21 protein-coding genes are annotated in these 23,591 nt (G+C 58.1%); 5 read left to right on the top strand and 16 right to left on the bottom strand.

The window, feature by feature from the left end; all coding sequences use genetic code 11:
• Positions 1–4: 4 nt before the first annotated feature.
• From era to rpoE, 11 genes are all read right to left on the bottom strand, one after another.
• Entirely contained in the window at positions 5–922 is a 918-nt protein-coding gene (gene era, locus NLU14_RS17080) for a GTPase Era (RefSeq protein WP_275708748.1), read from the bottom strand.
• Positions 922–1,611 (bottom strand): ribonuclease III, encoded by a 690-nt coding sequence (gene rnc / locus NLU14_RS17075; RefSeq protein WP_275708747.1) that lies wholly within the window; start codon positions 1,609–1,611, stop codon positions 922–924. Before rnc ends, era begins: the two co-directional genes overlap by 1 nt.
• A complete protein-coding gene (locus tag NLU14_RS17070; protein WP_275708746.1) occupies positions 1,608–1,997 on the bottom strand; it encodes a DUF4845 domain-containing protein in 390 nt (129 codons plus the stop codon). Before NLU14_RS17070 ends, rnc begins: the two co-directional genes overlap by 4 nt.
• A gap of 29 nt (positions 1,998–2,026) precedes the next feature.
• Positions 2,027–2,812: a signal peptidase I gene (lepB, locus tag NLU14_RS17065; protein WP_275708745.1), complete on the bottom strand. Its 786-nt coding sequence runs from the start codon at positions 2,810–2,812 to the stop codon at positions 2,027–2,029.
• An 11-nt stretch (positions 2,813–2,823) separates the two neighbouring features.
• Entirely contained in the window at positions 2,824–4,626 is a 1,803-nt protein-coding gene (gene lepA / locus NLU14_RS17060) for a translation elongation factor 4 (protein ID WP_275708744.1), read from the bottom strand.
• A gap of 104 nt (positions 4,627–4,730) precedes the next feature.
• Positions 4,731–7,457: a bifunctional diguanylate cyclase/phosphodiesterase gene (locus NLU14_RS17055; protein ID WP_275708743.1), complete on the bottom strand. Its 2,727-nt coding sequence runs from the start codon at positions 7,455–7,457 to the stop codon at positions 4,731–4,733.
• Positions 7,458–7,607: 150 nt separating this feature from the next.
• Complete coding sequence (locus NLU14_RS17050; RefSeq protein WP_275708741.1) at positions 7,608–9,089, bottom strand: DegQ family serine endoprotease; 1,482 nt, start codon at positions 9,087–9,089, stop codon at positions 7,608–7,610.
• 77 nt (positions 9,090–9,166) lie between these two features.
• Entirely contained in the window at positions 9,167–9,616 is a 450-nt protein-coding gene (locus tag NLU14_RS17045) for a SoxR reducing system RseC family protein (protein WP_275708738.1), read from the bottom strand.
• Positions 9,613–10,653 carry a MucB/RseB C-terminal domain-containing protein gene (locus tag NLU14_RS17040; protein WP_275708736.1) on the bottom strand — a complete coding sequence of 347 codons (1,041 nt, stop codon included), beginning with the start codon at positions 10,651–10,653 and terminating at the stop codon, positions 9,613–9,615. The genes NLU14_RS17045 and NLU14_RS17040 overlap by 4 nt, the downstream gene beginning before the upstream one ends.
• Before the next feature lie 42 nt (positions 10,654–10,695).
• The gene (locus tag NLU14_RS17035) at positions 10,696–11,265 is read right to left on the bottom strand and encodes a sigma-E factor negative regulatory protein (protein WP_275708734.1); all 570 of its coding nucleotides are present in this window, start codon (positions 11,263–11,265) and stop codon (positions 10,696–10,698) included.
• A 14-nt stretch (positions 11,266–11,279) separates the two neighbouring features.
• The gene (gene rpoE, locus NLU14_RS17030) at positions 11,280–11,966 is read right to left on the bottom strand and encodes an RNA polymerase sigma factor RpoE (protein WP_275708732.1); all 687 of its coding nucleotides are present in this window, start codon (positions 11,964–11,966) and stop codon (positions 11,280–11,282) included.
• A 131-nt stretch (positions 11,967–12,097) separates the two neighbouring features.
• Here rpoE and nadB point away from each other — a divergent pair, with 131 nt between their 5' ends.
• The 5 genes from nadB to NLU14_RS17005 all read left to right on the top strand — a co-directional run bounded on the left by nadB (position 12,098) and on the right by NLU14_RS17005 (position 16,463).
• Positions 12,098–13,702, top strand: a complete 1,605-nt coding sequence (gene nadB / locus NLU14_RS17025; protein WP_275708730.1) for an L-aspartate oxidase — start codon at positions 12,098–12,100, stop codon at positions 13,700–13,702.
• Between the two features lie 70 nt (positions 13,703–13,772).
• Positions 13,773–14,027, top strand: a complete 255-nt coding sequence (locus NLU14_RS17020) for an FAD assembly factor SdhE (RefSeq protein WP_275708728.1) — start codon at positions 13,773–13,775, stop codon at positions 14,025–14,027.
• Positions 14,011–14,499: a hypothetical protein gene (locus tag NLU14_RS17015; protein WP_275708726.1), complete on the top strand. Its 489-nt coding sequence runs from the start codon at positions 14,011–14,013 to the stop codon at positions 14,497–14,499. The genes NLU14_RS17020 and NLU14_RS17015 overlap by 17 nt, the downstream gene beginning before the upstream one ends.
• Positions 14,496–15,512 carry a CAF17-like 4Fe-4S cluster assembly/insertion protein YgfZ gene (gene ygfZ / locus NLU14_RS17010; RefSeq protein ID WP_275708724.1) on the top strand — a complete coding sequence of 339 codons (1,017 nt, stop codon included), beginning with the start codon at positions 14,496–14,498 and terminating at the stop codon, positions 15,510–15,512. The genes NLU14_RS17015 and ygfZ overlap by 4 nt, the downstream gene beginning before the upstream one ends.
• A 117-nt stretch (positions 15,513–15,629) precedes the next feature.
• Positions 15,630–16,463: an HDOD domain-containing protein gene (locus NLU14_RS17005; RefSeq protein WP_275708722.1), complete on the top strand. Its 834-nt coding sequence runs from the start codon at positions 15,630–15,632 to the stop codon at positions 16,461–16,463.
• Between the two features lie 174 nt (positions 16,464–16,637).
• Here NLU14_RS17005 and ung read toward each other — a convergent pair whose 3' ends face one another.
• The 5 genes from ung to thrC all read right to left on the bottom strand — a co-directional run bounded on the left by ung (position 16,638) and on the right by thrC (position 23,587).
• A complete protein-coding gene (gene ung / locus NLU14_RS17000; RefSeq protein WP_275708720.1) occupies positions 16,638–17,381 on the bottom strand; it encodes a uracil-DNA glycosylase in 744 nt (247 codons plus the stop codon).
• Positions 17,382–17,383: 2 nt separating this feature from the next.
• Positions 17,384–18,916, bottom strand: a complete 1,533-nt coding sequence (gene lysS / locus NLU14_RS16995) for a lysine--tRNA ligase (RefSeq protein WP_275708718.1) — start codon at positions 18,914–18,916, stop codon at positions 17,384–17,386.
• Positions 18,917–18,969: 53 nt separating this feature from the next.
• A protein-coding gene (gene prfB, locus NLU14_RS16990; protein ID WP_275708716.1) for a peptide chain release factor 2 occupies positions 18,970–20,065 on the bottom strand; the annotation gives its coding sequence in 2 pieces (ribosomal slippage) (positions 18,970–19,992 and positions 19,994–20,065; 1,095 coding nt in all).
• Positions 20,066–20,444: 379 nt separating this feature from the next.
• A complete protein-coding gene (gene recJ / locus NLU14_RS16985; RefSeq protein WP_275708715.1) occupies positions 20,445–22,178 on the bottom strand; it encodes a single-stranded-DNA-specific exonuclease RecJ in 1,734 nt (577 codons plus the stop codon).
• 5 nt (positions 22,179–22,183) lie between these two features.
• Entirely contained in the window at positions 22,184–23,587 is a 1,404-nt protein-coding gene (gene thrC, locus NLU14_RS16980) for a threonine synthase (protein WP_275708713.1), read from the bottom strand.
• Positions 23,588–23,591 lie beyond the last annotated feature (4 nt).

Genomic DNA, 23,591 nt, shown 5'->3' with positions numbered 1-23,591 from the left:
CGCCTCAGAAGTCGTTCATACCAAGGCTTTTCAGTGCCCGGTCGCTGTCCGCCCAGCCCCGCTTGACCTTGACCCAGAGTCTGAGCATGACCTTGCTGTCGAACAGGCGCTCCATATCGGTTCGGGCTTCCTGACCGATACGGCGCAGGCGTTCGCCTTTGTCCCCGATCATGATCTTCTTCTGGCCCTCACGCTCCACCAGAATCAGCGCGGAAATGTGCAGGGTTTTGCCATCCCTGCGAAATTCCTCGATCTCCACCGCCACGGAATACGGTAGTTCGGCCCCCAGTTGCCGGGTAATTTTTTCCCGCACCATTTCAGAGGCCATAAAGCGCTCACTGCGATCGGTAATCTGGTCATCCGGATAGAAATGCACACTTTCCGGCAGGAAACGGGCGACCGCTTCTTCCAGCGGGGCCAGATTCATACCCTTCAGAGCCGACAGCGGGATGATCTCGGCAAAGTCACGTTTCCGCGACAGCATGTCCAGATGAGGCAGCAGGGCTTCGCGGTTCTCGATCCGGTCTACCTTGTTCACCGCAAGAATCACCGGGCACTTCAGGCTGCTGAGTTTTTCCAGCACCATGTCGTCAGCCGTCGTCCATGACATCTGGTCGACGACAAACACCGCCACATCCACACCCTTCAGGGCAGAAGTAGCGGCTTTGTTCATGTAACGATTGATCGCACGGGGCTCTTCCTCGTGCATCCCCGGTGTATCCACATAAACCGCCTGCACCGGGCCTTCGGTCTTGATACCAAGCACCTGGTGGCGTGTGGTTTGGGGCTTGCGGGAAGTAATGCTCAGCTTCTGGCCAAGAATATGGTTCAGCAACGTGGACTTGCCCACGTTGGGCCGGCCTACTATCGCAACAAAGCCGCAGCGGCTGTCCGGGTTCTCCGGACGGGTTACATCATTCATCAGTCATTCTCCACGCCCAGTTCCTTGAGGGCATTGCGGGCGGCCTGCTGCTCTGCAATTCGGCGGCTGTTGCCGGTGCCGGAGGTTTTCCGACCCAGTGATGGCAGAGCGCAGGAAACATGGAACGTCTGGGCGTGGGCTTCACCATCCACGGAAATAACGTCGTAACGCGGCAGAGGAAATTGCCGCGACTGAAGGTACTCCTGAAGCCGGGTCTTTGGATCCTTCTGGGTATCCTGCAGATCCAGGTTCTTAAGGCGCGCCTCAAACCAGCGCAGCACCTGCTCGCGGCAGGTGTGAAAATCACTGTCCAGGTAAATAGCACCAATAATGGACTCAACCGCATCAGCAAGAATGGACTCCCGACGAAAGCCACCGCTCTTCAGTTCACCAGAGCCCAGCCTGAGGTACTTGCCCAGTTCAAATTCGCGGCCAATCTCCGCCAGGGTAACACCCTTGACCATACGGGCGCGCAAACGGCTCAACTGACCTTCCCGCGCTTTTTCAAAGCGCAGGTACAGGTGCTCTGCAATGACCATGTTAACAATGGAATCGCCCAGGAACTCAAGGCGTTCGTTGTTCTGGTTACCATAGCTCCGATGGGTCAGAGCCAGCAGCAATCGCTCCGGCGTCTTGAACTGGTAACCGATGCGTCGCTGAAGTTGTTCCAGATCCGGTTGCGAACTCACTTGCCCGTCATCTCATACTCATGTTGAAAGTGGATAACTGTATCCACGTTGCGGAACAGGTTGTTACGAACTTCATAGTCAACATTGATGACCACCAGATCGCCGTCTTTCTCAACGGTTATATTCTTGGCGTCAAACCCGCGAACATTGTTAACGCTCAGGCGCTTGTTGATGAGACTTCTAACCTGTGAGGGTCCCATGCTGGAGAGGTCCTCAGTGCCATCGAGGCTTTCCAGGGCTTCCTGAATGGTGATGTCGTCAAGATAGGCAGGGCCCAGCTTGATCACCAAGGTCAAAAGGCCGCCGAAAAAGAGCACCATGATCATAATGACAATCGCCGAGGCACCCGACTGCTTGTGCATGGCTGAAAGACTGTTTTTCTTCATTGTTGATACACCCCTGAAATACAACACACCTATTCTATGCCACCCACACGATCAAAGGATGGCAGACTGGTCAGCGATTGCCAGTGCATCCATATGGCAAATGCCTTGCCCACGACCATCTCATCCGGAACCGTGCCCCAGTAGCGACTGTCGTTACTGTTATCGCGATTGTCGCCCATCACAAAGTACTCGCCTTCCGGCACCAACCACTCCCCTTCACCAGACTGCCCCGTGCGTCCCAGCGTGAGGAAGATATTGTGTTCAACATCGCCCAGTTGTTCACGCCTCAACTCAACCGGCGGTAGCCTGGCCACGAATTGGGTCTCTACCTTCTCGCCGTTGATATACAGTTCCTTATCCTCATAGCGGATACGGTCACCAGGAAGCCCGACCACCCTTTTTATGTAATTGGTGCTGCCGTCTTCGGGATAGCGGAAAACCATGATGTCGCCACGCTCGGGATCATCCACTGCGAGAATCTTGGTCCCTGCAACAGGCAATCGCAGTCCATAGGCGTATTTGTTTACCAGTATGAAGTCTCCGACTTCCAGGGTCGGCAACATGGAACCGGAAGGAATCTGGAAGGGCTCCACCAGAAACGAACGCAACACCAGCACCACTGCCAGTACCGGAAAAAACGAACGGCTGAGATCGACAAGATAGGGCTCTTTCGGCTCTTCGTCCGCCTCAACCTCACCGGACGCGCCTTCCGCTACCGCCAACCGGCGCTTCCGCAGAAAGACAATATCCAACAGCCAGATCAGCCCCGTTGCAAACGTCAGAACAACCAGAACCAGGGGAAAATCAATATCCATTCAGGTGCCTTTTAGTTATCCACTTTCAGTACGGCAAGGAATGCTTCCTGAGGCACCTCAACATTGCCCAGTTGCTTCATGCGCTTCTTGCCTTCTTTCTGCTTCTGCAGCAGTTTCTTCTTCCGGCTGACGTCACCACCGTAACACTTGGCAGTTACGTTTTTGCGAAGCGCCTTGACGGTCACCCGCGATACCACCTGATTTCCAATCGCAGCCTGGATGGCGATATCAAACATCTGGCGCGGAATCAGTTCCTTCATTTTCTCAACCAGGGCGCGGCCCTTATAGTGAGCCTGGTCCTTGTGCACAATCAACGCCAGGGCATCCACGCGCTCACCGTTGATCAGCACGTCCAGCCTCACCAGGTTGGCGGTCTGGAAGCGCACGAAATGGTAATCGAGCGAAGCAAAGCCCCGGCTGGCAGACTTGATCCTATCAAAAAAGTCCAGAACCACTTCTGCCATCGGCAGTTCGTAGGTCACCTGAACCTGTGTTGACATAAAGTGCATGTTTTTCTGGATGCCGCGCTTTTCCTCACACAGGGTGATGACATTACCCAGGTGTTCCTGAGGCACCAGAATGCTGGCCTCGACGATCGGCTCGCGCATTTCCTCAATGGACCCAATATCCGGAAGGCTGGAGGGATTGTCCACCGACAGGGTCTCACCCTGTTTGGTAACGACTTCATAGATCACCGTCGGGGCGGTGGTAATCAGGTCGATGTCGTATTCACGCTCCAGGCGCTCCTGGACAATCTCCATGTGGAGCATGCCCAGAAAGCCACAACGGAAACCGAAGCCAAGGGCATCCGAACTTTCCGGCTCGAAGAACAGCGAGGCATCGTTCAGGGTCAGTTTTTCCAACGCATCACGGAAATCGTTATAGTCATCGGAACTGACCGGGAACAGGCCCGCATAAACCTGGGGCTTCACTTTCTTGAAGCCGGGCAGCATCGGGATATCGTCCGACCCTTTTTGCCGCACAATGGTGTCGCCGACTGGCGCTCCATGAATGTCCTTGATACCGGCGACCACAAAGCCGACATCACCGGCTTCGAGAATGTCGGTATCCTTGGGCTTGGGATTGAAAATGCCCACCTTGTCGGCATTCCAGGCCTTGCCGGTGGACTTGATAACAATCTTGTCGCCCTTTTTCAGGGTGCCCTCGGTCACCCTTACGAGGGAAACAACGCCCAGATAATTATCGAACCAGGAGTCAATGATCAACGCCTGCAGAGGCGCGCCGCGGTCGCCTTTCGGCGGCGGGATCCTGGCGATCAGATCTTCCAGGACATCTTCCACACCAAGGCCGCTCTTGGCACTGCACCGGACCGCCTCTGTCGCGGCAATGCCGATGATATCCTCAATTTCCTGGGCGACCCGCTCGGGCTCAGCCTGCGGAAGATCCATCTTGTTCAGCACGGGCACCACTTCCAGGCCCTGCTCGATGGCGGTGTAGCAGTTGGCCACGGACTGGGCCTCAACTCCCTGGCCGGCATCCACTACCAGAAGGGCGCCTTCGCAGGCGTAAAGTGATCGCGACACTTCGTAGGAAAAATCCACGTGGCCGGGTGTATCGATAAAGTTCAGTTTGTATTCTTTACCATCCCGGGCCTTGTAGTTCAGTGTCACGCTCTGGGCTTTGATGGTAATGCCGCGTTCGCGCTCAAGGTCCATGGAGTCAAGCACCTGCTCGGCCATTTCACGTTCAGTGAGGCCGCCACAGATCTGGATGAAGCGGTCCGCCAGAGTGGACTTACCATGGTCGATGTGGGCGATAATCGAAAAGTTTCGGATTCGGCTCAGTTCAGTCACAGACAATGAATACTCACAAAAAACGAAGGATTGAGCCCGGGAGGGCCATTGCCGGAGTCCGGCGACGGCGTGATTTTACCGGTTACCGACCGCTATTGCCATGATCAGGACATCAGCGGTCGCTCATATTGCCGAATCAGGAAGCCAATCAGTGCGTCTTCATCCAGCGGATAGCTAAACAGATTGCCCTGGCACTGGGCACAGCCGGCACTCTTGAGGAAGCTCAGTTGCTGTGGCGTTTCCACACCCTCGGCAACAACCGTCAGGTGCAACTTCCTGGCCAGCGCAATCACCGCAGAGGCAACATCGGTGGCACTGACATTGTAGGGAATGTCGCGAATGAAACGATGATCAATCTTGATAACATCCAGCGGCAGTTGCTGCAGCGCAACCAGCGAGCAGGAACCGGTGCCGAAGTCGTCGAGGATCAGGCAGACGCCCATATCATGCAGCGATACAAGAAGCTCCCTCAGCATGCGCGGGTCTTCATTCAGCAGATCTGCCGGCATTTCCAGCTCCAGCCGTTCCGGCGACACCCCGGTTTCGGTAATCACCTGGCGCATCATATCCAGGAACCCGGAATCTGTAAGCTGGCGCACGGAGAGGTTGACCGCCATTTTCAGTGACTCAAACCCTGCCCGCTCAAGGGCCTGGACCTGGATACAGGCCTGCCTTAGGGCAAGTTCGCCCAGTCGCACGATCAGGCCGGTTTCCTCGGCCAGGGTAATGAACTGCTGGGCGCTGACCAGCCCTTTCTCAGGATGATGCCAGCGCAGGAAGGCCTCGACACCAATCACCCGCTCGCTCTCAAGATCAATCTTGGGCTGGTAATGCAGTACAAACCGGTCACCTTCCAGGGCTGTGGCCAGTTCCTCCTGCTGGAGCAGGCGCCTGGCAGCCTTGATGTTCATGGCCGGCGTAAAGAACTGGTAGGTGTTGCGTCCCATTTCCTTGGCCCGGTACATGGCCAGGTCGGCGTATTTCATTAAGGTGCCCGGGTCCTCGCTGTCGTGGGGAATCATGGTAATGCCGATACTGACGGTAACACCCACTTCGTGGTCGTTCAGACGAATCCGCTGGCAGAGCCTGCGCAGAATGGACTCCGCCACCTTGCCAGCAGCGTCGGGACCACTGATCCGGGACAGCAACACGACAAACTCATCGCCGCCCAGCCGGGCCACCGAGTCTTCTTCCCGGACGCAACCGATCAGCCATTGGGACACTTGCTTCAGCAACTCATCGCCACTGTCATGACCCAGTGTATCGTTAATACGCTTGAAACCATCCAGATCCAGGAACATCAGCGCGGCCGGCTCCTCGCTACGGCGGCTGCGGCGAACCACATGACTGAGCCGGTCTCGGAACAACTGGCGATTGGCCAGGCCAGTCAGCGGGTCATAGAATGCCAGGCGATGCAGCTCCGTCTGCGCTGCTTTCAACTGGGTCAGGTCCCGCAAGCTCAACACCACACCATTGACCCCCGGCACGGTCAGCATGGCGGTAAAGGTGCCTTCCATATCCCGCCACTGTCCCTGCGAGTCTCGTACACGGGCACGAATCATCGGCATCTGCTTGCCAGGCGACTTAATGGCTTCATCAAAACCTGATTTCAACTGCGGCCAGTCCTCGGCATGGACCAGAGGTTCCAACTCCAGGCCATAAACCTGGTCAGGATCAAAACCGAGAATGTCCCGGCTGGACGGACTGGCGTACAGCGGCTGCCCATTACGCTCCAGCACCAGGGTAACGTTGGCTGCGCCTTCGGTAATTGCCCGGTAGCGGCCGGCACTGATCTGCGCCATGATCCTGCCGCGGATCATGGTCAGTACGAACAGAAACATCAGCAGGCTGATAATAATCCCGGAACCGAGAACGATGGGCGGCCGCGGGTCGGATGCAAGGTAGTCAAAGGCCGGTGTGGAGCGGGTTTGCAATAGCCAGTCGCGCCCACCATGGGTGATCGTCTGGCTCATTTCAAAGCTGAAATCCTCATCCAGGGAGCCGAGGTTCGAACCATACATCTGGGTATCCCGCGAGATTTCTCCGCTGTCATATATTTTCACATCAAGGAACGGAGAAATGAGGCCGACGATGCCATCCAGCAGGTTGTTCATCCTGAACGCACTGAAAACGTAGCCGGCCAGCATCATCTCCCGCTCAACACGACTCTCCGGTACCACCCCTCCCTGGTAAACCGGGTAGTACATCAGGAAACCGGCCTGGTCCTCCGCAACCTCCTCCTGCACCAGTACGACTTTACCGGTGACCTTTGGCTCAGCGTGATCCCGGGCCCGGACCATGGCCCGGCGATGTATCGGATCGCTGAAGGCATCGTAGCCCAGAGCCTTACGGTTTCGTTCGGTACCTGGCTCCAGGTACACCATGGGATAGTAGTCCGGCCCCGTGCCCAGAGGGGTCACCAGATAATTGAGGACACCGTTGCGCCTGACCGAAGCGATATGGTCGGCCATCTGGCGAACACCGATCCTCTGAACATAACCAATGCCCTGAATACCTGGGTAATAGCGGTTGATATCGACTTTGTCCACGTATTCCCGCCAGTCGCCCCGGTCTACTTCCCCGGCAACGGCAAACAGACCCGCACTACCGGCCAAAACCTGTTCATAGTTCAGCAGCCGCTCCTCAATGGCGGTTCTCAGTTGCAGCGACTGGGTCTTGAAACGGGCTTCGGTGCGATCTTCAACCAGGCGAATGGATACTTGCCACAATAGGACAGTGACGGCGAGCGAGGCAGCCAGCACCAACCATGCCACCCACGAATAGCGCGGCTGGAGCAGTTTCCGAAGGGGAAGTTCCTTTCTGTTCATCATTTTCGGGCAGGTCCGATCCGTGGCCAGTAATCTGATTATTTTGACGAGTATAACAAAAGCCCCACTGGCTGTCGTTCAAACGACAGCCAGTGGGGCTTTGTGTTTTGTTCCATTTTGTGACCCGCCGCCTCTGCCCGGCGGAGGCTCCGGTCAGGGCTTCATCACCAGATAAATGGCACGGCCCTGGCGGACAATCCGCACGGAGACAGCACTGTCTTCCGGCAGCGAGGCAACCGCCTCACGAAAATCCTCTACCGAATTGACCTTCTGGCGGTTCAGCTCGGTAATCACATCCCGGGGCCGGATACCGGCATCAAGCGCCGGCCCCCGTGCAACGTCTGATACCAGCACGCCTCCAGATACGCCCAGCGACTCTTCGAGTTCTGCCGGCAAAGGCTCAACAGCCATGCCAAGTGGTGCAGACGACGGGCCATTGTTGCCGGAAGCCGGGGCCGACGCCTGTTCCGAGCCTTCTTCCGGCAATTTGCCGATTTCAACGTCCAGTGTTATCTGTCGGCCTTCCCGCATGACTTCCATGGTGGCGGTTTCCCCAACGGGAGTGCGCCCCACCATCGGCGGTAAGTCAGACGACAGGGTGACATCCTCACCATCATATTCAAGTACGATATCGCCCGCCTGCAATCCAGCTTTCTCAGCCGGCGAGCCAGGCATCACTTCTGCCACCAGGGCACCACGCGGGCGTTTAAGGCCAAATGACTCCGCCAGGTCACGATTGACTTCCTGTATCAGGACGCCCAGCCAACCACGGGATACCGTTCCCTTGTCCCTGATTTGCCGGAACACATTCATGGCATCATCAATGGGAATCGCGAAAGAAACCCCCATGAAACCACCCGAGCGGGTGTAGATCTGGGAGTTTATACCGATAACCTCGCCGTCCAGATTGAACAGTGGCCCGCCAGAGTTACCCGGGTTGATGGCCACGTCTGTCTGAATAAACGGAACGTAGTTCTCCGATGGCAGGGAACGGCCAAGAGCACTGACAATACCTGCCGTCACCGTGTAGTCGAACCCGAAAGGTGAGCCAATAGCCAGTACCCACTCTCCCACTTCCAGGTCTTTGGAGCTCCCAATCCTGACGACTGGCAAATCATCACCGCCCTCGATCTTGAGCACCGCCATATCCGAACGCGGATCTGTGCCTACCAACTCGGCAGGCAGCTCACGACGATCGTTCAGCCGAACGATGATTTCATCCGCGCCCTCAACGACATGGTTATTGGTCAATACATAACCGTCACTGGAAACGATAAACCCTGACCCCATGGACTGACGCGGCGCAGAGCCACCCGGACTTCCGCCATACGGCGACTGGGGGCCGCGGAAGAAATCCTGGAAGAACTCAGGCAACTGCTCGAACTGGCGCTCGTTAAAAGGAAGACCATGAGAGCCGCCTTGACCTGCTGGCCTGGGTTCGGTTGTGGTACTGATATTCACCACCGCATTCGAGTTTTCTTCGACCAGCTCGGTAAAATCAGGCAAGCTCCGGGCTGAGACTGACTGGGCCAGTGACAAGGGAACAAGCAGGCATAACACGTACAAGCTAAACGCCACAAAACCTCGGCGCTGAGGCCGGTACTGCAAGTCATGGTCGTTCTTTATTTCAGGCATCAAGGACCCCCTGTTCAACGGATGTTATAAACTCATTGTGTGGTCAAAGCAGGCAAATTCAACAGCGCGCTCCAGAATCATTCCGCAGGCTTGACCTGCGCCGGCCTGATATTCACCAGCTTTGGTTCCCAGATTCCGGCTGTGTCTGACTGCCGTCTGCGCGCTACCAGAAACCCCAACGCCAACCCCGTTGCAGCTCCAAGCATGGCGACACCATCGTGACCTGCCGACAGTTGATGCCCCAGCACAGACCCTGCCACCAGCAGCGAGAGCGGCAAGGCATAGACCAGCAGCGAGGCGCCAAGAAGCGCGGATTCGTCGATAGCCACCGTCACCTCGTCACCCACCTGAGCGCCAAGACTGTTGGTCACCAGCACCTGATTGGCCCGACCGCCCGAGACGCCGGTCAGTGCCCGCTGGCCACAACCTTGTCGCGCCGAACAACTCTCACAGGCACTGGTGCGGATGGTCTGCACCCAAACCCTGTCGCCATTGATCGCCACCACCTTTCCGGTTTCTGTAATCATTGCCGGACAGCCCCGAAAGCCAGTGTATCGTCGACCTTGACTGACTCAGCCACCTTACGGGCCGTCGTCGGGGGAATTTCCCCAACCACCGTCACGAAAAACGTCACATCATCGACATCGAGCTGTTTCATATAAACGGTCGTGGCGCCAATCCGTGATGCACCGGTAGGCATAACCATCTTACGTGCTGGTTCCACGAATACTGAAAATGCCGCCATTCCGTCAGAGAAAGCCACGGCCTGTCCCTCCCCTGAACGCGGAGCGGCGGCTGGCACAAACCCGTCCGGTCGCCACTGCAGGGTCCAGCCATCCATCCGCGGTGCGGGCGACGACGCTTCTTCCGGAGTGAGATTTCGCTTGATGGCTTCTCCCTCCGTGCGGATGACAAACTCGCTGTCCGGGAGACTGTCGGTTATTTCAAGGCTGGTAAACTGAAAATGCTCAAGGACCTCGCCGCCGACTGAACGCACATGGCTTTTCACCAACAAGCCGGTGGACTTCTCGAGCCATAGCTGGTGACTGTATCGAAGTTCGTCCTTGGCCCTGAGTCCGAGCTTGACCACGTCGTATCCGGCAATGCGATCGTCACCCACCAGCTCCGGCTGGTACCAGCGAGTGACAGGCATCAATTGACTTGAGAAAGCCTCAGCAAAAGGCCCGGACGGAATTACCTGGTCCAGTTGTATACGTCCGTGATCGGGAAGCACGCAGACCACCCGCATCCCTTTGCGAACGATCTCACCGCTGGCACCATCCTGAGGCACCAGCCGCTCTTCTACCATGCCGTCTCGATACCGGTGAGCAATTCGCATCGAACTGACCTGGTCACCACGGGCATAGACGAAGACGCCGCGATAGGACGTCATATTGAGTGCCGGACCAAGACGACCAAGCCAGTACTCTGCGTCCCGTTCGGCATCCTCCGCCGACCGGGCACTCACCTGCCATACAAGCCCGACAAACAACGCAAGCAGAATCAACCAGCGCCTGCCTACGCTCGGGAGTCGACTCCGGATTCCGGTTACTGTTCTGCGCATCAGCCGTTCCACTCCAGCCAGTCTTCAGCGAACATTCATGGTTCAGTATCCCGGCCCGGACGCACTCACCAGCCGCGCGTAGCCAACCGACCCACGGCCCGCGCCCACGCTGTTGTGCTGGGCATGCTCAAGAAGATAGCGGCTCAGGTGTTCCCACTGTTCTTCATCAAGGCCCTGCAAGGCAACCTCCGGAACCGGTTCAGCAGCAGACGCCGGTGTAGCTCCCTGCTCTTTCGGAACGCCCGCCGTGACTAACGCCCCACTATCGCCCGTGGACTCCCAGCCAGCACCGGCGCCAAAGCCCACCACAAGCGCCAGCGTCACCATGGCGACGGCGGGCCAGTGCCAGTTTCTTTCCCTGCGAGCCTGTAATCCGGCCTTGCCTGCAGGCCGCTGTACAGCGCCATCCAGGGCCTCCCTGACGCCGGCACTGACATCCACCGCCTCGGGCGCCAGGTTTCCTTCATGCATCAGATCCCGCACGCGCTGCCAACGCTGCCACTGGGAGCGAACCTGGTCCTGCTCGCCATGGGACAACAGCCTGCGGACTGACAGCTCATCCGCTTCGTCATCCATCATCGCTGACAGGGTTTCTTTGAGACGATCATCCATAGGATGCAACCTCATCACGTCCGGGAATCGTTTAACAAAGGGCCGAGGTGGCGATCCACCGCATCCCGCGCCCTGAATATTCGTGACCTTACCGTGCCGATGGGGCATTCGAGAATACCGGCGATGTCTTCGTAACTCAGCCCATCATATTCTCTGAGCAAAAACGCAGACCGGAGTTCCTCGGGCAGGTTCGATATCGCTACCCTGAGTGCCTGTTGCAACTGGTCCCGTTGCAGCAATTTCTCCGGAGACGCGTTGTCCCTCAGCCTTGAGCCGTCGTCAAAGTTCTCGGCCTCTCCGGCATCGGCACTGCCCTGCGGGCGGCGCCCCCGGGACTCCAGGAAATTCTTGGCCGTATTCACAGCAATCCGGTACAACCAGGTGTAGAAGGCACTGTCTCCCCGGAATCGGTCAATCGCCCGATAGGCCTTGACGAAGGTTTCCTGGGTCAGGTCCATCACCTCCTGACTGTCGTAAACGTAACGACTGATGATCGAGGCAACCCTGGATTGGTATTTGACCACCAGAAGATCAAAGGCAGACCGGTCCCCGTGACGGACCTTCCGTACCAGTTGAAGGTCAGTCTGGCTGTCACTGTTGTCTTCCTTGTGTTTTTCTGTATCCGCAGTCATGGACGGAGTGCCGGAGTTTCCATAGCGTTCGAGCGTCTGACCCGCTTGCCTGTTGTTCAGTGTGATCATGCGGCTGCCCGGCGTCCGGTTAAGTCTACGATGCTCCCATTTATTTCGGGGCACCCCGTCAGGCCAAATAGACAGCAAGCGCAAAGTTTAGTTCAATACACATCCACATTATGGCCCGCGATAACGACCCGATGCCACAGTCCTACGAATTCGATGTCCTGATTATCGGCAGCGGTGCTGCCGGACTTACCGTCGCCCTCAATTTGCCCGAGCATCTTCGGGTTGCCGTGATCAGCAAGGCCAACATCAGTAGCGGTGCAACGCTCTGGGCCCAGGGCGGCATAGCCGCCGTACTGGATGACGAAGACTCCCTGGAGAACCACATCAGCGACACTCTCAACGCCGGTGGCGGTCTTTGTCACGAGGATGCCGTGCGATTCACCGTTGAGCATGGCCGCGAGAGCATCGACTGGCTGATCGACAGTGGCGTCACCTTCACCCGCGATGACCATTCCCAGTATCACCTGACGCGGGAAGGCGGGCATAGCCACCGACGCATTATCCACGCTGCGGACGCCACTGGCCACGCCGTCTCCACCACACTGACGTCCCAGGCACAAGCGAGGCCCAACATCACCCTGATGTCACGCCGGGTTGCCGTGGATCTGATCACTAACCGCAAACTTGCGTTACCCGGTAACGCCTGCGTGGGAGCCTACATCCTGAACCTGGAGGACAACCATGTCGAACTGTTCCGGGCCCGCTTTACCATTCTTGCAACCGGCGGCGCCAGCAAGGCGTATCGTTACACCACCAACCCGGACGGGGCATCCGGTGATGGTATCGCCATGGCCTGGCGCGCTGGCTGCCGGGTGGGCAATATGGAGTTCAATCAGTTCCACCCTACCTGCCTGTATCATCCCCATGCCAAGTCGTTCCTGATCACCGAAGCGGTCCGGGGCGAAGGGGGCGTTCTTTTGCTGCCGGACGGATCCCGTTTTATGGATCGTTTCGATGACCGGGGCGAACTGGCACCCAGGGACATCGTTGCCCGTGCCATTGACCATGAAATGAAACGCCTGGGCGCGGATCATCTGCTCCTTGATATCAGTCACAAGCCGGCCGACTTCATCAGGCATCATTTCCCGACCATCCACGAAAAATGCCTGACTTTTGGAATCGATATCACCAAAGAGCCAATCCCGGTGGTACCCGCCGCCCACTATACCTGTGGCGGCATCCTCAGCGATGAGCGCGCACGCACCGACATCAACCAGCTATATGTGGTTGGCGAGGCCGCCTTTACCGGGCTCCACGGCGCCAATCGCATGGCCAGCAACTCCCTGCTCGAGTGCCTGGTATACGGCCGCGCAGCCGCTGCCGACATCACCCGTCGGGAATCCGATATCCCGGCCCCGCCCCAGGCACCGGACTGGGACGAAAGCCAGGTGCGGGATTCCGACGAAGACGTGGTAATCTCCCACAACTGGGACGAGCTCCGGCACTTCATGTGGGACTATGTGGGCATCGTTCGCACCACCAAGCGCCTGCAGAGGGCCAAACACCGAATCGATCTGCTTGAGCGGGAGATCGGGGAATTCTACAGTAACTACCGGGTCTCGAACGACCTGCTGGAGCTGAGGAACCTGGTCACGGTAGCGGACCTGATCATCTGCTCCGCACTGCAGCGCCGCGAAAGCCGTGGCCTGCACTACACGCTGGATTTCCCCGGACTGCTCCACGAGGCAAAAGATACGGTACTGGTTCCCACAACCTACAGACGGTCTTCGCCCTGAAGGGCTGAAGGAACGAAAAAGGGCCGGCCCCACCCAATGCTCACTCGCCAACCGCCAACTGAGAGAACCCATGTCTGACAACACCGAATTCAACCGCCTGTATTGGCACAGCCGTCGCGGCATGCTTGAGCTGGACGTACTGTTGATTCCCTTTCTGGAAGAGGCCTACCGTGACCTGCCCGCCGAGGACCAGGCCTGCTACCACAAGCTGATCACCTGCGAGGACACCGATATGTTCGAGTGGTTCATGCAGCGCAGCCGTCCCGATGATCCCGATCTGCAACGCATCGTTGATATCATTCTGAACCGTGTCCAGCCGGATTGAACTGCGGCTTTCCCCATCGCACGCCGTCGGCCTGGTGTGCGCCCTGCCCTGGCTTACCCTTGCAGTTCTGGTGGCTGCCCTGGCCAGCGAGTTTGGTTACGGCTTTCTGATACTGTTTATGCCAGTACTCGCTGGTGCCTTCTTCCAGTATCGCCGCAACGGGCTTCTGGAAGGACCGAATGCCGTGACGGGTTTGCGGATTGAAAACGGGCGGATATACGCCTGCTTCGGTTCAGGATCAGAGCACGCTGTCCTCGTTGCGAGCGAAAGCCGGATGGGTTCCAGGTTTGCCGTCTTGAAACTCCGGCAATCCGGCACCATATCCATTACACATCCTGTTGTTCTTGTTACCTTCGCGCCGTGGCTCTGCAACACCTCGCCCGAAGCATCCCGCCGATTGCGGGTGTGGCTTCGCTTGGGGCCGTCTCCAGGTGCAAAAGAGTCCGGTAACCAAGTTCAGGAAACCCAATGATTCTGGAGTGCTCCATGTCAGACACCGACAATCCGGTAGCCAGTCACCCATTACCCGAACCGTCCCGCGTTTCCGTTTCTGACCGGGTCGTCGTTCGAATCACCGGCCCGGGCACAGACAAGTTCCTGCAGGGACAGTTCAGCCAGCAGATTGACGATGTCACCCAAAGCCACTCCCCGAGAGCAGCAGCCTGCACGCCCAAAGGCCGTGCCTATTGCCTGACCAGGCTGGTGAGGGAGGAGGATGACGTATTAATGGAACTGCCAGCGGAACTGGCGGATGACACCGTCACCCATTTACGCAAATACCTGATGCTGTTCCGTGGCACCTCAATGGAGGTGGAAACCACCGCCCGGATTATCGGGCTGATGGGCGAGGCCACGGCAAAGCAACTGCTGCCCGGGTCTGCCGGTAAAATGATGGCGGCTGGTGATTCGATGGTCATCCAGGGCGGCCGCCTGATACGGACTATGGACACTGCCGAGGGCATGGCCCGATATGAGCTCTGGCAGACCGGTGAACTGGACCCATCGCTGCAGCAGACACTGAATGATATTCCCGCGACCACCCTGGTGAATTGGCATGCCTCGGAAATAGCAGCCGGCGTGGCCGCACTTACCCCTGCCACCAAAGAGAGCTTTGTGCCGCAAATGCTGAACTGGCAGCACGTCGGGGGCGTCCATTTCAAAAAGGGATGCTATACCGGCCAGGAAGTGATTGCCCGCATGCACTTTCTGGGGCAACTCAAGAAAAGCCTTTTCCGGTTCAGCTGTGAGCAGGCTGACAATCTGCCAGCAGCCGGAGAAGCCCTGCTGGATGGCGAACGGTCAGTGGGAAATGTGGTGAATGCGGTTGGTTTCCCCGACGGAAGAATGGAGCTTCTGGCGGTTGTTCGCCACGACGCCGCAGATCACTTATTGGTACCGGAAAGCGCCCCTGGCGCCACCCTGTCCCTGCTTCCGCTGCCGTATCCGGTTCCGGAGCGTGAGCCAAAGGCCACGTCTGATACATAAGTTGACAGGAAGAATCCCAGGAATTTGCTATAAAGTACTTCATATACCTGAACATTTTGGCCTTTCCGGACTCTATTTCCGGCCAGGTGACATTCAACAGGCGGACCACAGCTGACCATGTCGAACATTGTTGAAACTATAAAAACCGATCTGACCGATGCCATTGAAAACGACAAACTTGTACTCCCGACGCTTCCGGAGGTTGCGTTGCAGGTGCGGGAAATCGCTGAAAATGAAGACTCCGCGATTATCGATCTGGTGAAGTGCATCAGCAATGACACGGCGCTTTCTGCCCGCATCATCCGGGTCTGCAACAGCCCGCTGTTCCGTGGCAGCCGCGCCATTGAAAACCTGAACATGGCGGTCAGCCGCCTGGGCATGGCCTATACCAGCAACCTGGCGATGGGTCTTGCCATGGAGCAGATGTTCCAGGCCACTTCGGACATGATCGACAAGCGTTTGCGGGCCACCTGGCAGAAGAGCACCGAGGTGGCGGGTGTGTGCCATGTGCTGGCGCAGCATTACACCAAGCTTAAACCGGATCAGGCCACTCTGGCGGGGCTGGTCCATCTGATCGGGGTGTTGCCGATTCTGCGCTATGTGGAGGATCGTGATATCCAGATCAGCGGTATCATGCTGGATAATGTAATTGAGGAGATTCACCCGCGCATCGGGGCGACGATTCTGCAGAAGTGGGATTTTCCGAAGGAGCTTCAGAATGTGCCCTTGGAATATGCGAATCTGCATCGTGAGGTGCCGGCGGCGGATTACGCGGATCTTGTGTTGATTGCCAATCTGCAGTTGGTTGCGGGTTCGGATCATCCCTGGACTGAGGTGGACTGGAAGACGATTTCGGCGTTTGATCGGCTGGGACTGGATCCGGAAGTCGACATGAGCGAGGAAGAGGATCTGAATGCGCAGATGGAGGCTGCGATGGCTCTGCTTAAGTAATTCCTTCCTGGCCTGGTAATTGGGGGCTGGCCGGAGGTGGGGGTATTTTTCTTCGGGAAAAGAACTCGCTACGCTCAGACACCTTTTCCTGTCAGAGAAAATACCCCCACCTCCGGCCGATCATACTTTGTTGCAGGCATACTTTGTTGCGGGCCTGCCTTGTTGCCCGCTGTGTTATTTCGGCTGATTTTTACCGTATTTTTCCAGCAGCTCCGATTTGCTTGGTAAAGACCAATCGACGGTGGGTAGGCCGTTTTGTTGTAGCCATTCGTTGGCCCGGGAAAAGTGCTTGCAGCCAAAGAAGCCGCGGTAGGCACTTAGCGGGGACGGGTGTGGGCCGTCCAGTACCAGGTGTTTGCTGCGGTCGATGTGCTGACCTTTCTTTTTTGCGTAACTTCCCCAGAGTAAGAACACCACGCCCTGCCGTTCCCGGTTGATGGTTTCGATGACCTTGTCGGTGAAGGTTTCCCAGCCTTTGCCCTGGTGGGCGCCGGCCTGGCCCTGGACGACGGTGAGGACGCTGTTGAGCAGGAGTACGCCCTGCCTGGCCCAGGGTTGGAGGCAGCCGTGGTCTGGGGGCTGGATGCCGAGGTCGCCCTGGATTTCCTTGAAGATGTTGACCAGAGACGGCGGTGTGGCTACGTGAGGGCGTACGGAGAAGCACAGGCCGTGGGCCTGGCCGGGGCCGTGGTAGGGGTCCTGGCCGAGGATGACGACGCGCACTTTTTCCAGCGGGGTGCTGTTCAGGGCGTTGAAGCAGAGGTGGCTGGCGGGGTACAGGGTTTTGCCGGCCTGTTCCTCCGCTGCCAGGAAGTCAGCCAGCTGTTGCATGTAAGGCTGGCTGAATTCGTTGGCTAAATGCTCCGACCAGCCCCGGCCGGGCTTGAGCTGGTTTGCCAGTATCTCCACCGGCTGCATGGTCAGCCCTCGTCTTTCTTCGTGTCGGCTTTGTGTTCCGGGCGCATGGCGGGGAACAGGATGACGTCGCGGATGGACGCGGAATTGGTCAGCAGCATGGCCAGGCGATCAATGCCTATGCCTTCGCCTGCGGTCGGCGGCAGGCCGTATTCCAGTGCCATGATGTAATCTTCGTCGTAGAACATGGCTTCGTCGTCGCCGGCGTCCTTCTCGGCCACCTGGTCCTGGAAACGTTCGGCCTGGTCTTCGGCGTCGTTAAGCTCGGAGAAGCCGTTGGCGATTTCGCGGCCACCCACGAAGAATTCGAAACGCTCGGTGACGAACGGGTCGTTGTCCTTGCAGCGGGCCAGTGGGGACACTTCTTTCGGGTAATCGGTGATAAAGGTCGGCTGCATCAGGCGATGCTCGGCGGTTGCCTCAAAAATCTCGATCTGGACCTTGCCGAGCCCCCATCCGTTCTTGATATGGATGCCGAGATCTTTCGCCACCTTGCGCGCGCCGGCTTCATCAGCCAACTGATCGGCCTTGATGTCGGGGTTGTGGCGCAGGATGGCGCCCACCACGGTCAGGCGCTCGAACGGCTTGCCGAAATCGTATTCGATGGTTTCTTCTTCGCCGTCAGCCAGAGTGCGGGTATTCACCACGGTGGTGGTGCCCAGCACTTTCTGGGTAATGGTGCGCAACATGTCCTCGGTCAGGTCCATCAGGTCGTTGTAATCGGCGTAGGCCTGATAGAACTCCACCATGGTAAATTCCGGGTTATGACGGGTTGAAAGCCCTTCATTGCGGAAGTTGCGGTTGATCTCGAATACCCGCTCGAAACCACCCACCACCAGGCGCTTGAGGAATAGTTCCGGCGCAATGCGCAGGTACATGTCGATACCCAGGGCGTTGTGATGGGTCACGAACGGGCGCGCTGTGGCACCGCCGGGAATCACTTGCAGCATCGGGGTTTCCACTTCCATGAAGTCCCGGTCAGTGAAGTACTGGCGCATAACGCTGATGATCTTCGAGCGTGCGTAGAACACTCGACGGCTGTCTTCGTTCATCATCAGGTCGACGTAGCGGTGACGGTAGCGAGCCTCGGTGTCGGTCAGGCCCTTGTGCTTTTCCGGCAGGGGGCGCAGGGACTTGGTGAGCAGTGTGTACTCGTCCATGCTCACATACAGGTCGCCCTTGCCGGACTTGCACAGGATGCCACGCACGCCCACGATATCGCCCAGGTCCCAGTGTTTGGTGTCCTTCTGCACGTCCTTGGAGGCATAGATCTGGATGCGGCCGGTCATGTCCTGAACCACCTTGAACGCCTTGCGGTCGAGCATCATACGACCGGCAATGGCCACCTGGACACCCATCTCCGCCAACTCTTCCTTGCTCTTGTCACCGTATTTGGCCTGGAGTTCGGCGGCGGTGGCATCGCGGCGGAAGTCGTTGGGGAAGGCGTTGCCGTGCTCGCGCATCTCTGACAGCTTGGCGCGGCGCTCAGCAATCAGCTTGTTGTCCTCTGGCTGTGCATTCTGGGTGTGGTCAGTCATGTTGGCTCACAAAAAATCGGGAATTGTCCGGGTTAGCTTGGTGACGGCGCTTATTACAGCGCCATCTTCAGGCTGGCTTCGATGAACTTGTCGATGTCACCGTCCAGCACCGATTGGGTATTGCTGGTTTCCACCTTGGTGCGCAAGTCCTTGATACGGCTGTCGTCCAGCACGTAGGAGCGAATCTGGCTGCCCCAGCCAATATCCGCCTTGGCGTCTTCCGCTTTCTGTTTCTCGGCGTTGCGCATCTGCATCTCGCGCTCAAACAGCTTTGCTTTGAGCTGCTTCATGGCCTGATCCTTGTTCTGGTGCTGGCTTCGGCCAGCCTGACAGGCCACGACAATCCCGGTGGGGTTGTGGGTCAGACGCACGGCGGACTCGGTCCGGTTAACGTGCTGACCACCGGCGCCGGAGGCGCGGTAGACGTCCACCCGCAGATCCGCAGGATTGATCTCGATTTCGAAACTGTCGTCCACTTCCGGGGATACAAACACCGATGAGAACGAGGTGTGCCGACGGTTGCCGGAATCAAACGGTGACTTCCTCACCAACCGGTGGACACCGGTTTCCGTACGCAGCCAGCCGAAGGCATAGTTGCCCTGGATGTGAACGGTAGCGCTCTTGATACCCGCCACATCGCCTTCCTGCAGTTCCACAATCTCGGCCTTGAACCCGCGGCGCTCCGCCCAGCGCAGGTACATGCGCAGCAGCATATTGCCCCAGTCCTGAGCCTCGGTACCGCCGGAGCCGGCCTGGATGTCCAGGTAGGCATTGTTGGCGTCCATCTCGCCGGAGAACATGCGGCGGAACTCGAGCTTCTCGAGTTCTTTGTCGAGGCTTTCCAGGTCGGCCTCAATCTCTGCAACCGTCCCCTCGTCCTCTTCCTCTGCCGCAATTTCCAGCAGCCCATCGGCATCATCCAGGCCAGAGGTGAGGTTGTCGATGGTGCGTACAATCAACTCAAGATCGGACCTTTCCTTGCCCAACGCCTGCGCCCGGTCGGGGTCTTCCCACACCGAGGGCACTTCCAGTTCGCGCTCTACTTCGGTCAGTCTCTCACTACGCTGATCGTAGTCAAAGATACCCCCTGAGCGCTTCAGTGCGCTCACGAAGGTCTTTTATCTTCGTAACAATGGGATTGATTTCCATGAAATCCTTACTCGATATCAGAAAATGGATGCGATCAAAATCAGACGCGAGATTCTACCGGAAATCTGTTTTTAAATCAGCCGGTGGGTTTTTAGTTGGGTGCATGCATTGGTCGGTAAGGCCCTTCCAGGATACGCGGTGAATACGTCCCTGTACGCTCGACAAAAACATCCATGTTTTTGACGATCCTGGAAGGGCCTTACCGACCAATGCCCAAATCACGAGTTATCGCCACAAACATACGATAACGGCGTTATCTCTCAGGTTTGATCGGGCCTGGGGTGGGGGTATCTTTTCTGCCAGAAAAAGGTGTCTGAGCGCAGCGAGTTCTTTTTCCAAAGAAAAGGTACCCCCACCCCGGGCCCAGCCCGCCAAAGACTCAGCCCAGAGGCTCCAGATAATCCACCAAAAGCTGCAGATTAGTGCGCCCACGAAACGTGTTGGCGTCAGGCTTGTAAACCACCCGGGCCCCGGTCCGGGTGTAGTCAGGCACTTCCGGCCCGGTGTTGAAGGCGATGCCGTCTATGATGGCGCCGCCCTCCTCCGGCTGGAGAACCAGTTTCAGGTGGTTCTCGCCAACAATGCGCTGGCTAACCACCCGGAAGTTGCCATCGAACAGCGGCTCCGGGAAATGCTGTCCCCAGGGGCCAGCCCGTTTCAACAGGGTCGCGGTTTCCAGGTGAAGCTCGTCCGGGCTCAGGGGGCCGTCGGTGGTGATGGCGGCCTCCAGGTCTTCCGCTCGCAGTGCGTCGCGCACAGCTCTGTCAAAGGCCTCACTGAAGGCATCCAGGTCGTCCCGCAACAACGTCATACCCGCGGCCATGGCGTGGCCGCCGAATTTTTTCATCATGCCCGGATGGCGGGCGTCGACCACGGCAAGCACATCGCGGATATGCAGGCCGGGGATGGAACGGGCGGAGCCCTTGATGTCCTCGCCGTTGTCGTCCGGCGCAAAGGCAATGGTCGGGCGGTGGGTCTGCTCGCGGATGCGGGCGGCCAGTATGCCGATCACGCCCTGGTGCCAATCGGTATCGAACAGGGCCAGCCCCCAGGGTAAACCCTCAATGTCCAGCGACATGGACGCAAGAAGGTCCTGGGCCTGGGTTTTCATGTCTTTTTCGATGGTGCGCCGTTCACGGTTAAAGGTGTCCAGCTCACGGGCCAGGCGCTGGGCCTCGTCGTGGCTGTCGGCCAGCAGGCAAGCGATACCCACGCTCATGTCGTCCAGGCGACCGGCGGCGTTGAGGCGTGGGCCGACGACAAAACCAAGGTCCGTGGAGCTGATTTCGCTGTGGTCCCGGCCGGCCACTTCCAGTAATGCGAGGATACCCGGGCGGGCTTCGCCCTGGCGGATGCGACGCAGGCCCTGCTCAACGAAGATGCGGTTGTTGTGATCCAGCGGCACGACATCCGCCACGGTGCCGAGCGCAACCAGGTCCAGCAAGCTGCCAAGGTTGGGCTGAGGGTCCGGTAACAGGCCCTGTTCCCGCAGGTGTTTACGCAAGGCCGTCAGCACATAGAACATCACACCAACCCCCGCCGCATTCTTGCTCAGGAACGGGCAACCGGGCTGGTTTGGGTTCACGATGGCGTCGGCGTCGGGCAGGGTTTCACCGGCCAGGTGGTGATCTGTCACCACCACCTTTATGCCCAGCTCACGGGCAGCCTGAACACCCTCGACGGCCGAAATACCGTTGTCCACGGTAATCAGCAGGTCCGGCAGGGAATCTTCCTCCTGCAACCGGTGAATAATGCCGGGTGTCAGGCCATAACCATCGGAAAACCGGCTGGGCACGCGAAAGTCGATGTCGTTCAGCCCAAGCATACCCAGGCCCAGCATGGCCACCGCCGTGCTGGTTGCGCCGTCGGCGTCGAAGTCCCCCAGCACCAGTACACGTTGCTGGCTGGTGATGGCCTCTGTCAGCAACGCCACGGCACGGTCGATACCCTGGAGCCCCATGGGGGAGGCCAGGTGTTTCAGGGTATAACTGAGTTGCTCATCGGAGGTGACGCCACGGGCAGCGTAAAGGCGGCGAAGCAGTGGGGGCAGGTTGTGACCCCAGTCCGGGCTGCTTTCCGGGCCGGGGCGACGCAGGATTTTTTTCGGTGTCATACCGATCAGGTATTCTTCCAGTGTTTGGCGATAAAGCCCTGCACGGCAGGCAGGTCGTTATCCAGCACGGTGTATTGCTCTTCCCGTTCGAACAGGTCCGACATGTGCACCGGCAACGACGGCTCGGCCTTGACGCCGGAGCGTAACACCGCATCCGGGAACTTGGCCGGGTGAGCCGTACCCAGGGTAATCATGGGGATAGCCGGATCACGACGACAATTGCGGGCCGCGCGCACGCCGATGGCAGTGTGCGGGTCCAGCAGGTATTCATTCTGATCAAAGACTTCACGGATGGTATCCGTGGTGCCTTCGTCGTCCACTGCGTCACTATCAAACAGTTTGCGGGCATGCCTCCAGCGGTAGTCTTCAATACTGACGGGGCCCTTGGCGGCATTCTCGAGCAGTTCTTTCACCGCGAGCCCATCACGACCGTGCAAATCAAACAACAGCCGCTCAAAATTGCTGGACACCATGATGTCCATACTGGGAGACAGCGTATGTTCGAGGTTGAGCTGCTCGTAGCGGTTACCGCTCATAAAACGATGCAGGATATCGTTGCGGTTGGTGGCGATCACCAGTTGAGAGATCGGCAGACCCATTTTTTTTGCCAGGTAGCCCGCAAAAATGTCGCCGAAGTTACCCGTGGGCACCGAAAACGCCATGCTGCGATCCGGGCCGCCGAGCGCCAGGGACGCATGGAAGTAATAGACGATCTGGGCCATGATGCGGGCCCAGTTGATGGAGTTCACCGCCGCAAGCTGGGTTTTTCCGCCCAGGAACGACTGGTCACCGAAGCTTGCCTTGACCATGCGTTGGCAGTCATCAAAGTTGCCACGCACCGCGATGTTGTGGATGTTGTCGCCCTTCACGGTGGTCATCTGGCGACGCTGCACTTCTGAAACCCGCTCGTGGGGATGCAGGATGAAGATGTCCACGTGTTCGCATCGGCGGCAACCCTCGATGGCAGCGGAACCGGTATCGCCGGAGGTCGCCCCCATGATCACCACGTGCTGCTTGCGCTTCTCCAGCACATAGTCCAGCAGGCGCCCCAGCAACTGCAGGGCGAAATCCTTGAACGCCAGGGTCGGGCCACGGAACAGTTCCATAACCCATTCGTTAGTATCCAGTTGAACCAGTGGCGCAACCGCCTTGTGGGCAAAGGCCACGCCGTAGGTTTCGTCCAGCATCCTGCGGAAATCCTCCGCCGGAATGGCATCGTCCACGAACGGATGCATCACCTTGAAAGCCAGTTCGCTGTAGGAAAGCCCTCGCCAGCTGCGGATTTCCTCAAGGCTGAAATGAGGCAGGGATTCCGGGACATACAGGCCACCGTCGGTGGCCAGGCCTGTCAGCAGGACATCTTCAAAGCCCAGGGCGGGAGCTTCGCCCCGTGTACTGATGTATCTCACCTTG

Origin of the sequence: Marinobacter iranensis (assembly GCF_029207565.1) — a bacterium.
Classification (GTDB): Bacteria; Pseudomonadota; Gammaproteobacteria; order Pseudomonadales; family Oleiphilaceae; genus Marinobacter; species Marinobacter iranensis.
Note: the sequence above shows the minus strand (reverse complement) of the source record. Positions and strands in the feature narration are given on the sequence as shown.

Excerpts from the sequence above, each read along its gene's own strand:
- ygfZ (WP_275708724.1), top strand. The coding sequence starts at position 14,496 with ATGATTCTGGAGTGCTCCATGTCAGACACCGACAATCCGGTAGCCAGT.
- NLU14_RS17020 (WP_275708728.1), top strand. The coding sequence starts at position 13,773 with ATGTCTGACAACACCGAATTCAACCGCCTGTATTGGCACAGCCGTCGC.
- rpoE (WP_275708732.1), bottom strand. The coding sequence starts at position 11,966 with ATGATCACACTGAACAACAGGCAAGCGGGTCAGACGCTCGAACGCTAT.
- lepB (WP_275708745.1), bottom strand. The coding sequence starts at position 2,812 with ATGGATATTGATTTTCCCCTGGTTCTGGTTGTTCTGACGTTTGCAACG.
- recJ (WP_275708715.1), bottom strand. The coding sequence starts at position 22,178 with ATGACACCGAAAAAAATCCTGCGTCGCCCCGGCCCGGAAAGCAGCCCG.
- lysS (WP_275708718.1), bottom strand. The coding sequence starts at position 18,916 with ATGACTGACCACACCCAGAATGCACAGCCAGAGGACAACAAGCTGATT.
- NLU14_RS17050 (WP_275708741.1), bottom strand. The coding sequence starts at position 9,089 with ATGCCTGAAATAAAGAACGACCATGACTTGCAGTACCGGCCTCAGCGC.
- ung (WP_275708720.1), bottom strand. The coding sequence starts at position 17,381 with ATGCAGCCGGTGGAGATACTGGCAAACCAGCTCAAGCCCGGCCGGGGC.
- NLU14_RS17035 (WP_275708734.1), bottom strand. The coding sequence starts at position 11,265 with ATGGATGATCGTCTCAAAGAAACCCTGTCAGCGATGATGGATGACGAA.
- era (WP_275708748.1), bottom strand. The coding sequence starts at position 922 with ATGAATGATGTAACCCGTCCGGAGAACCCGGACAGCCGCTGCGGCTTT.
- nadB (WP_275708730.1), top strand. The coding sequence starts at position 12,098 with ATGCCACAGTCCTACGAATTCGATGTCCTGATTATCGGCAGCGGTGCT.
- NLU14_RS17055 (WP_275708743.1), bottom strand. The coding sequence starts at position 7,457 with ATGATGAACAGAAAGGAACTTCCCCTTCGGAAACTGCTCCAGCCGCGC.
- NLU14_RS17040 (WP_275708736.1), bottom strand. The coding sequence starts at position 10,653 with ATGCGCAGAACAGTAACCGGAATCCGGAGTCGACTCCCGAGCGTAGGC.
- NLU14_RS17005 (WP_275708722.1), top strand. The coding sequence starts at position 15,630 with ATGTCGAACATTGTTGAAACTATAAAAACCGATCTGACCGATGCCATT.
- NLU14_RS17070 (WP_275708746.1), bottom strand. The coding sequence starts at position 1,997 with ATGAAGAAAAACAGTCTTTCAGCCATGCACAAGCAGTCGGGTGCCTCG.
- NLU14_RS17045 (WP_275708738.1), bottom strand. The coding sequence starts at position 9,616 with ATGATTACAGAAACCGGAAAGGTGGTGGCGATCAATGGCGACAGGGTT.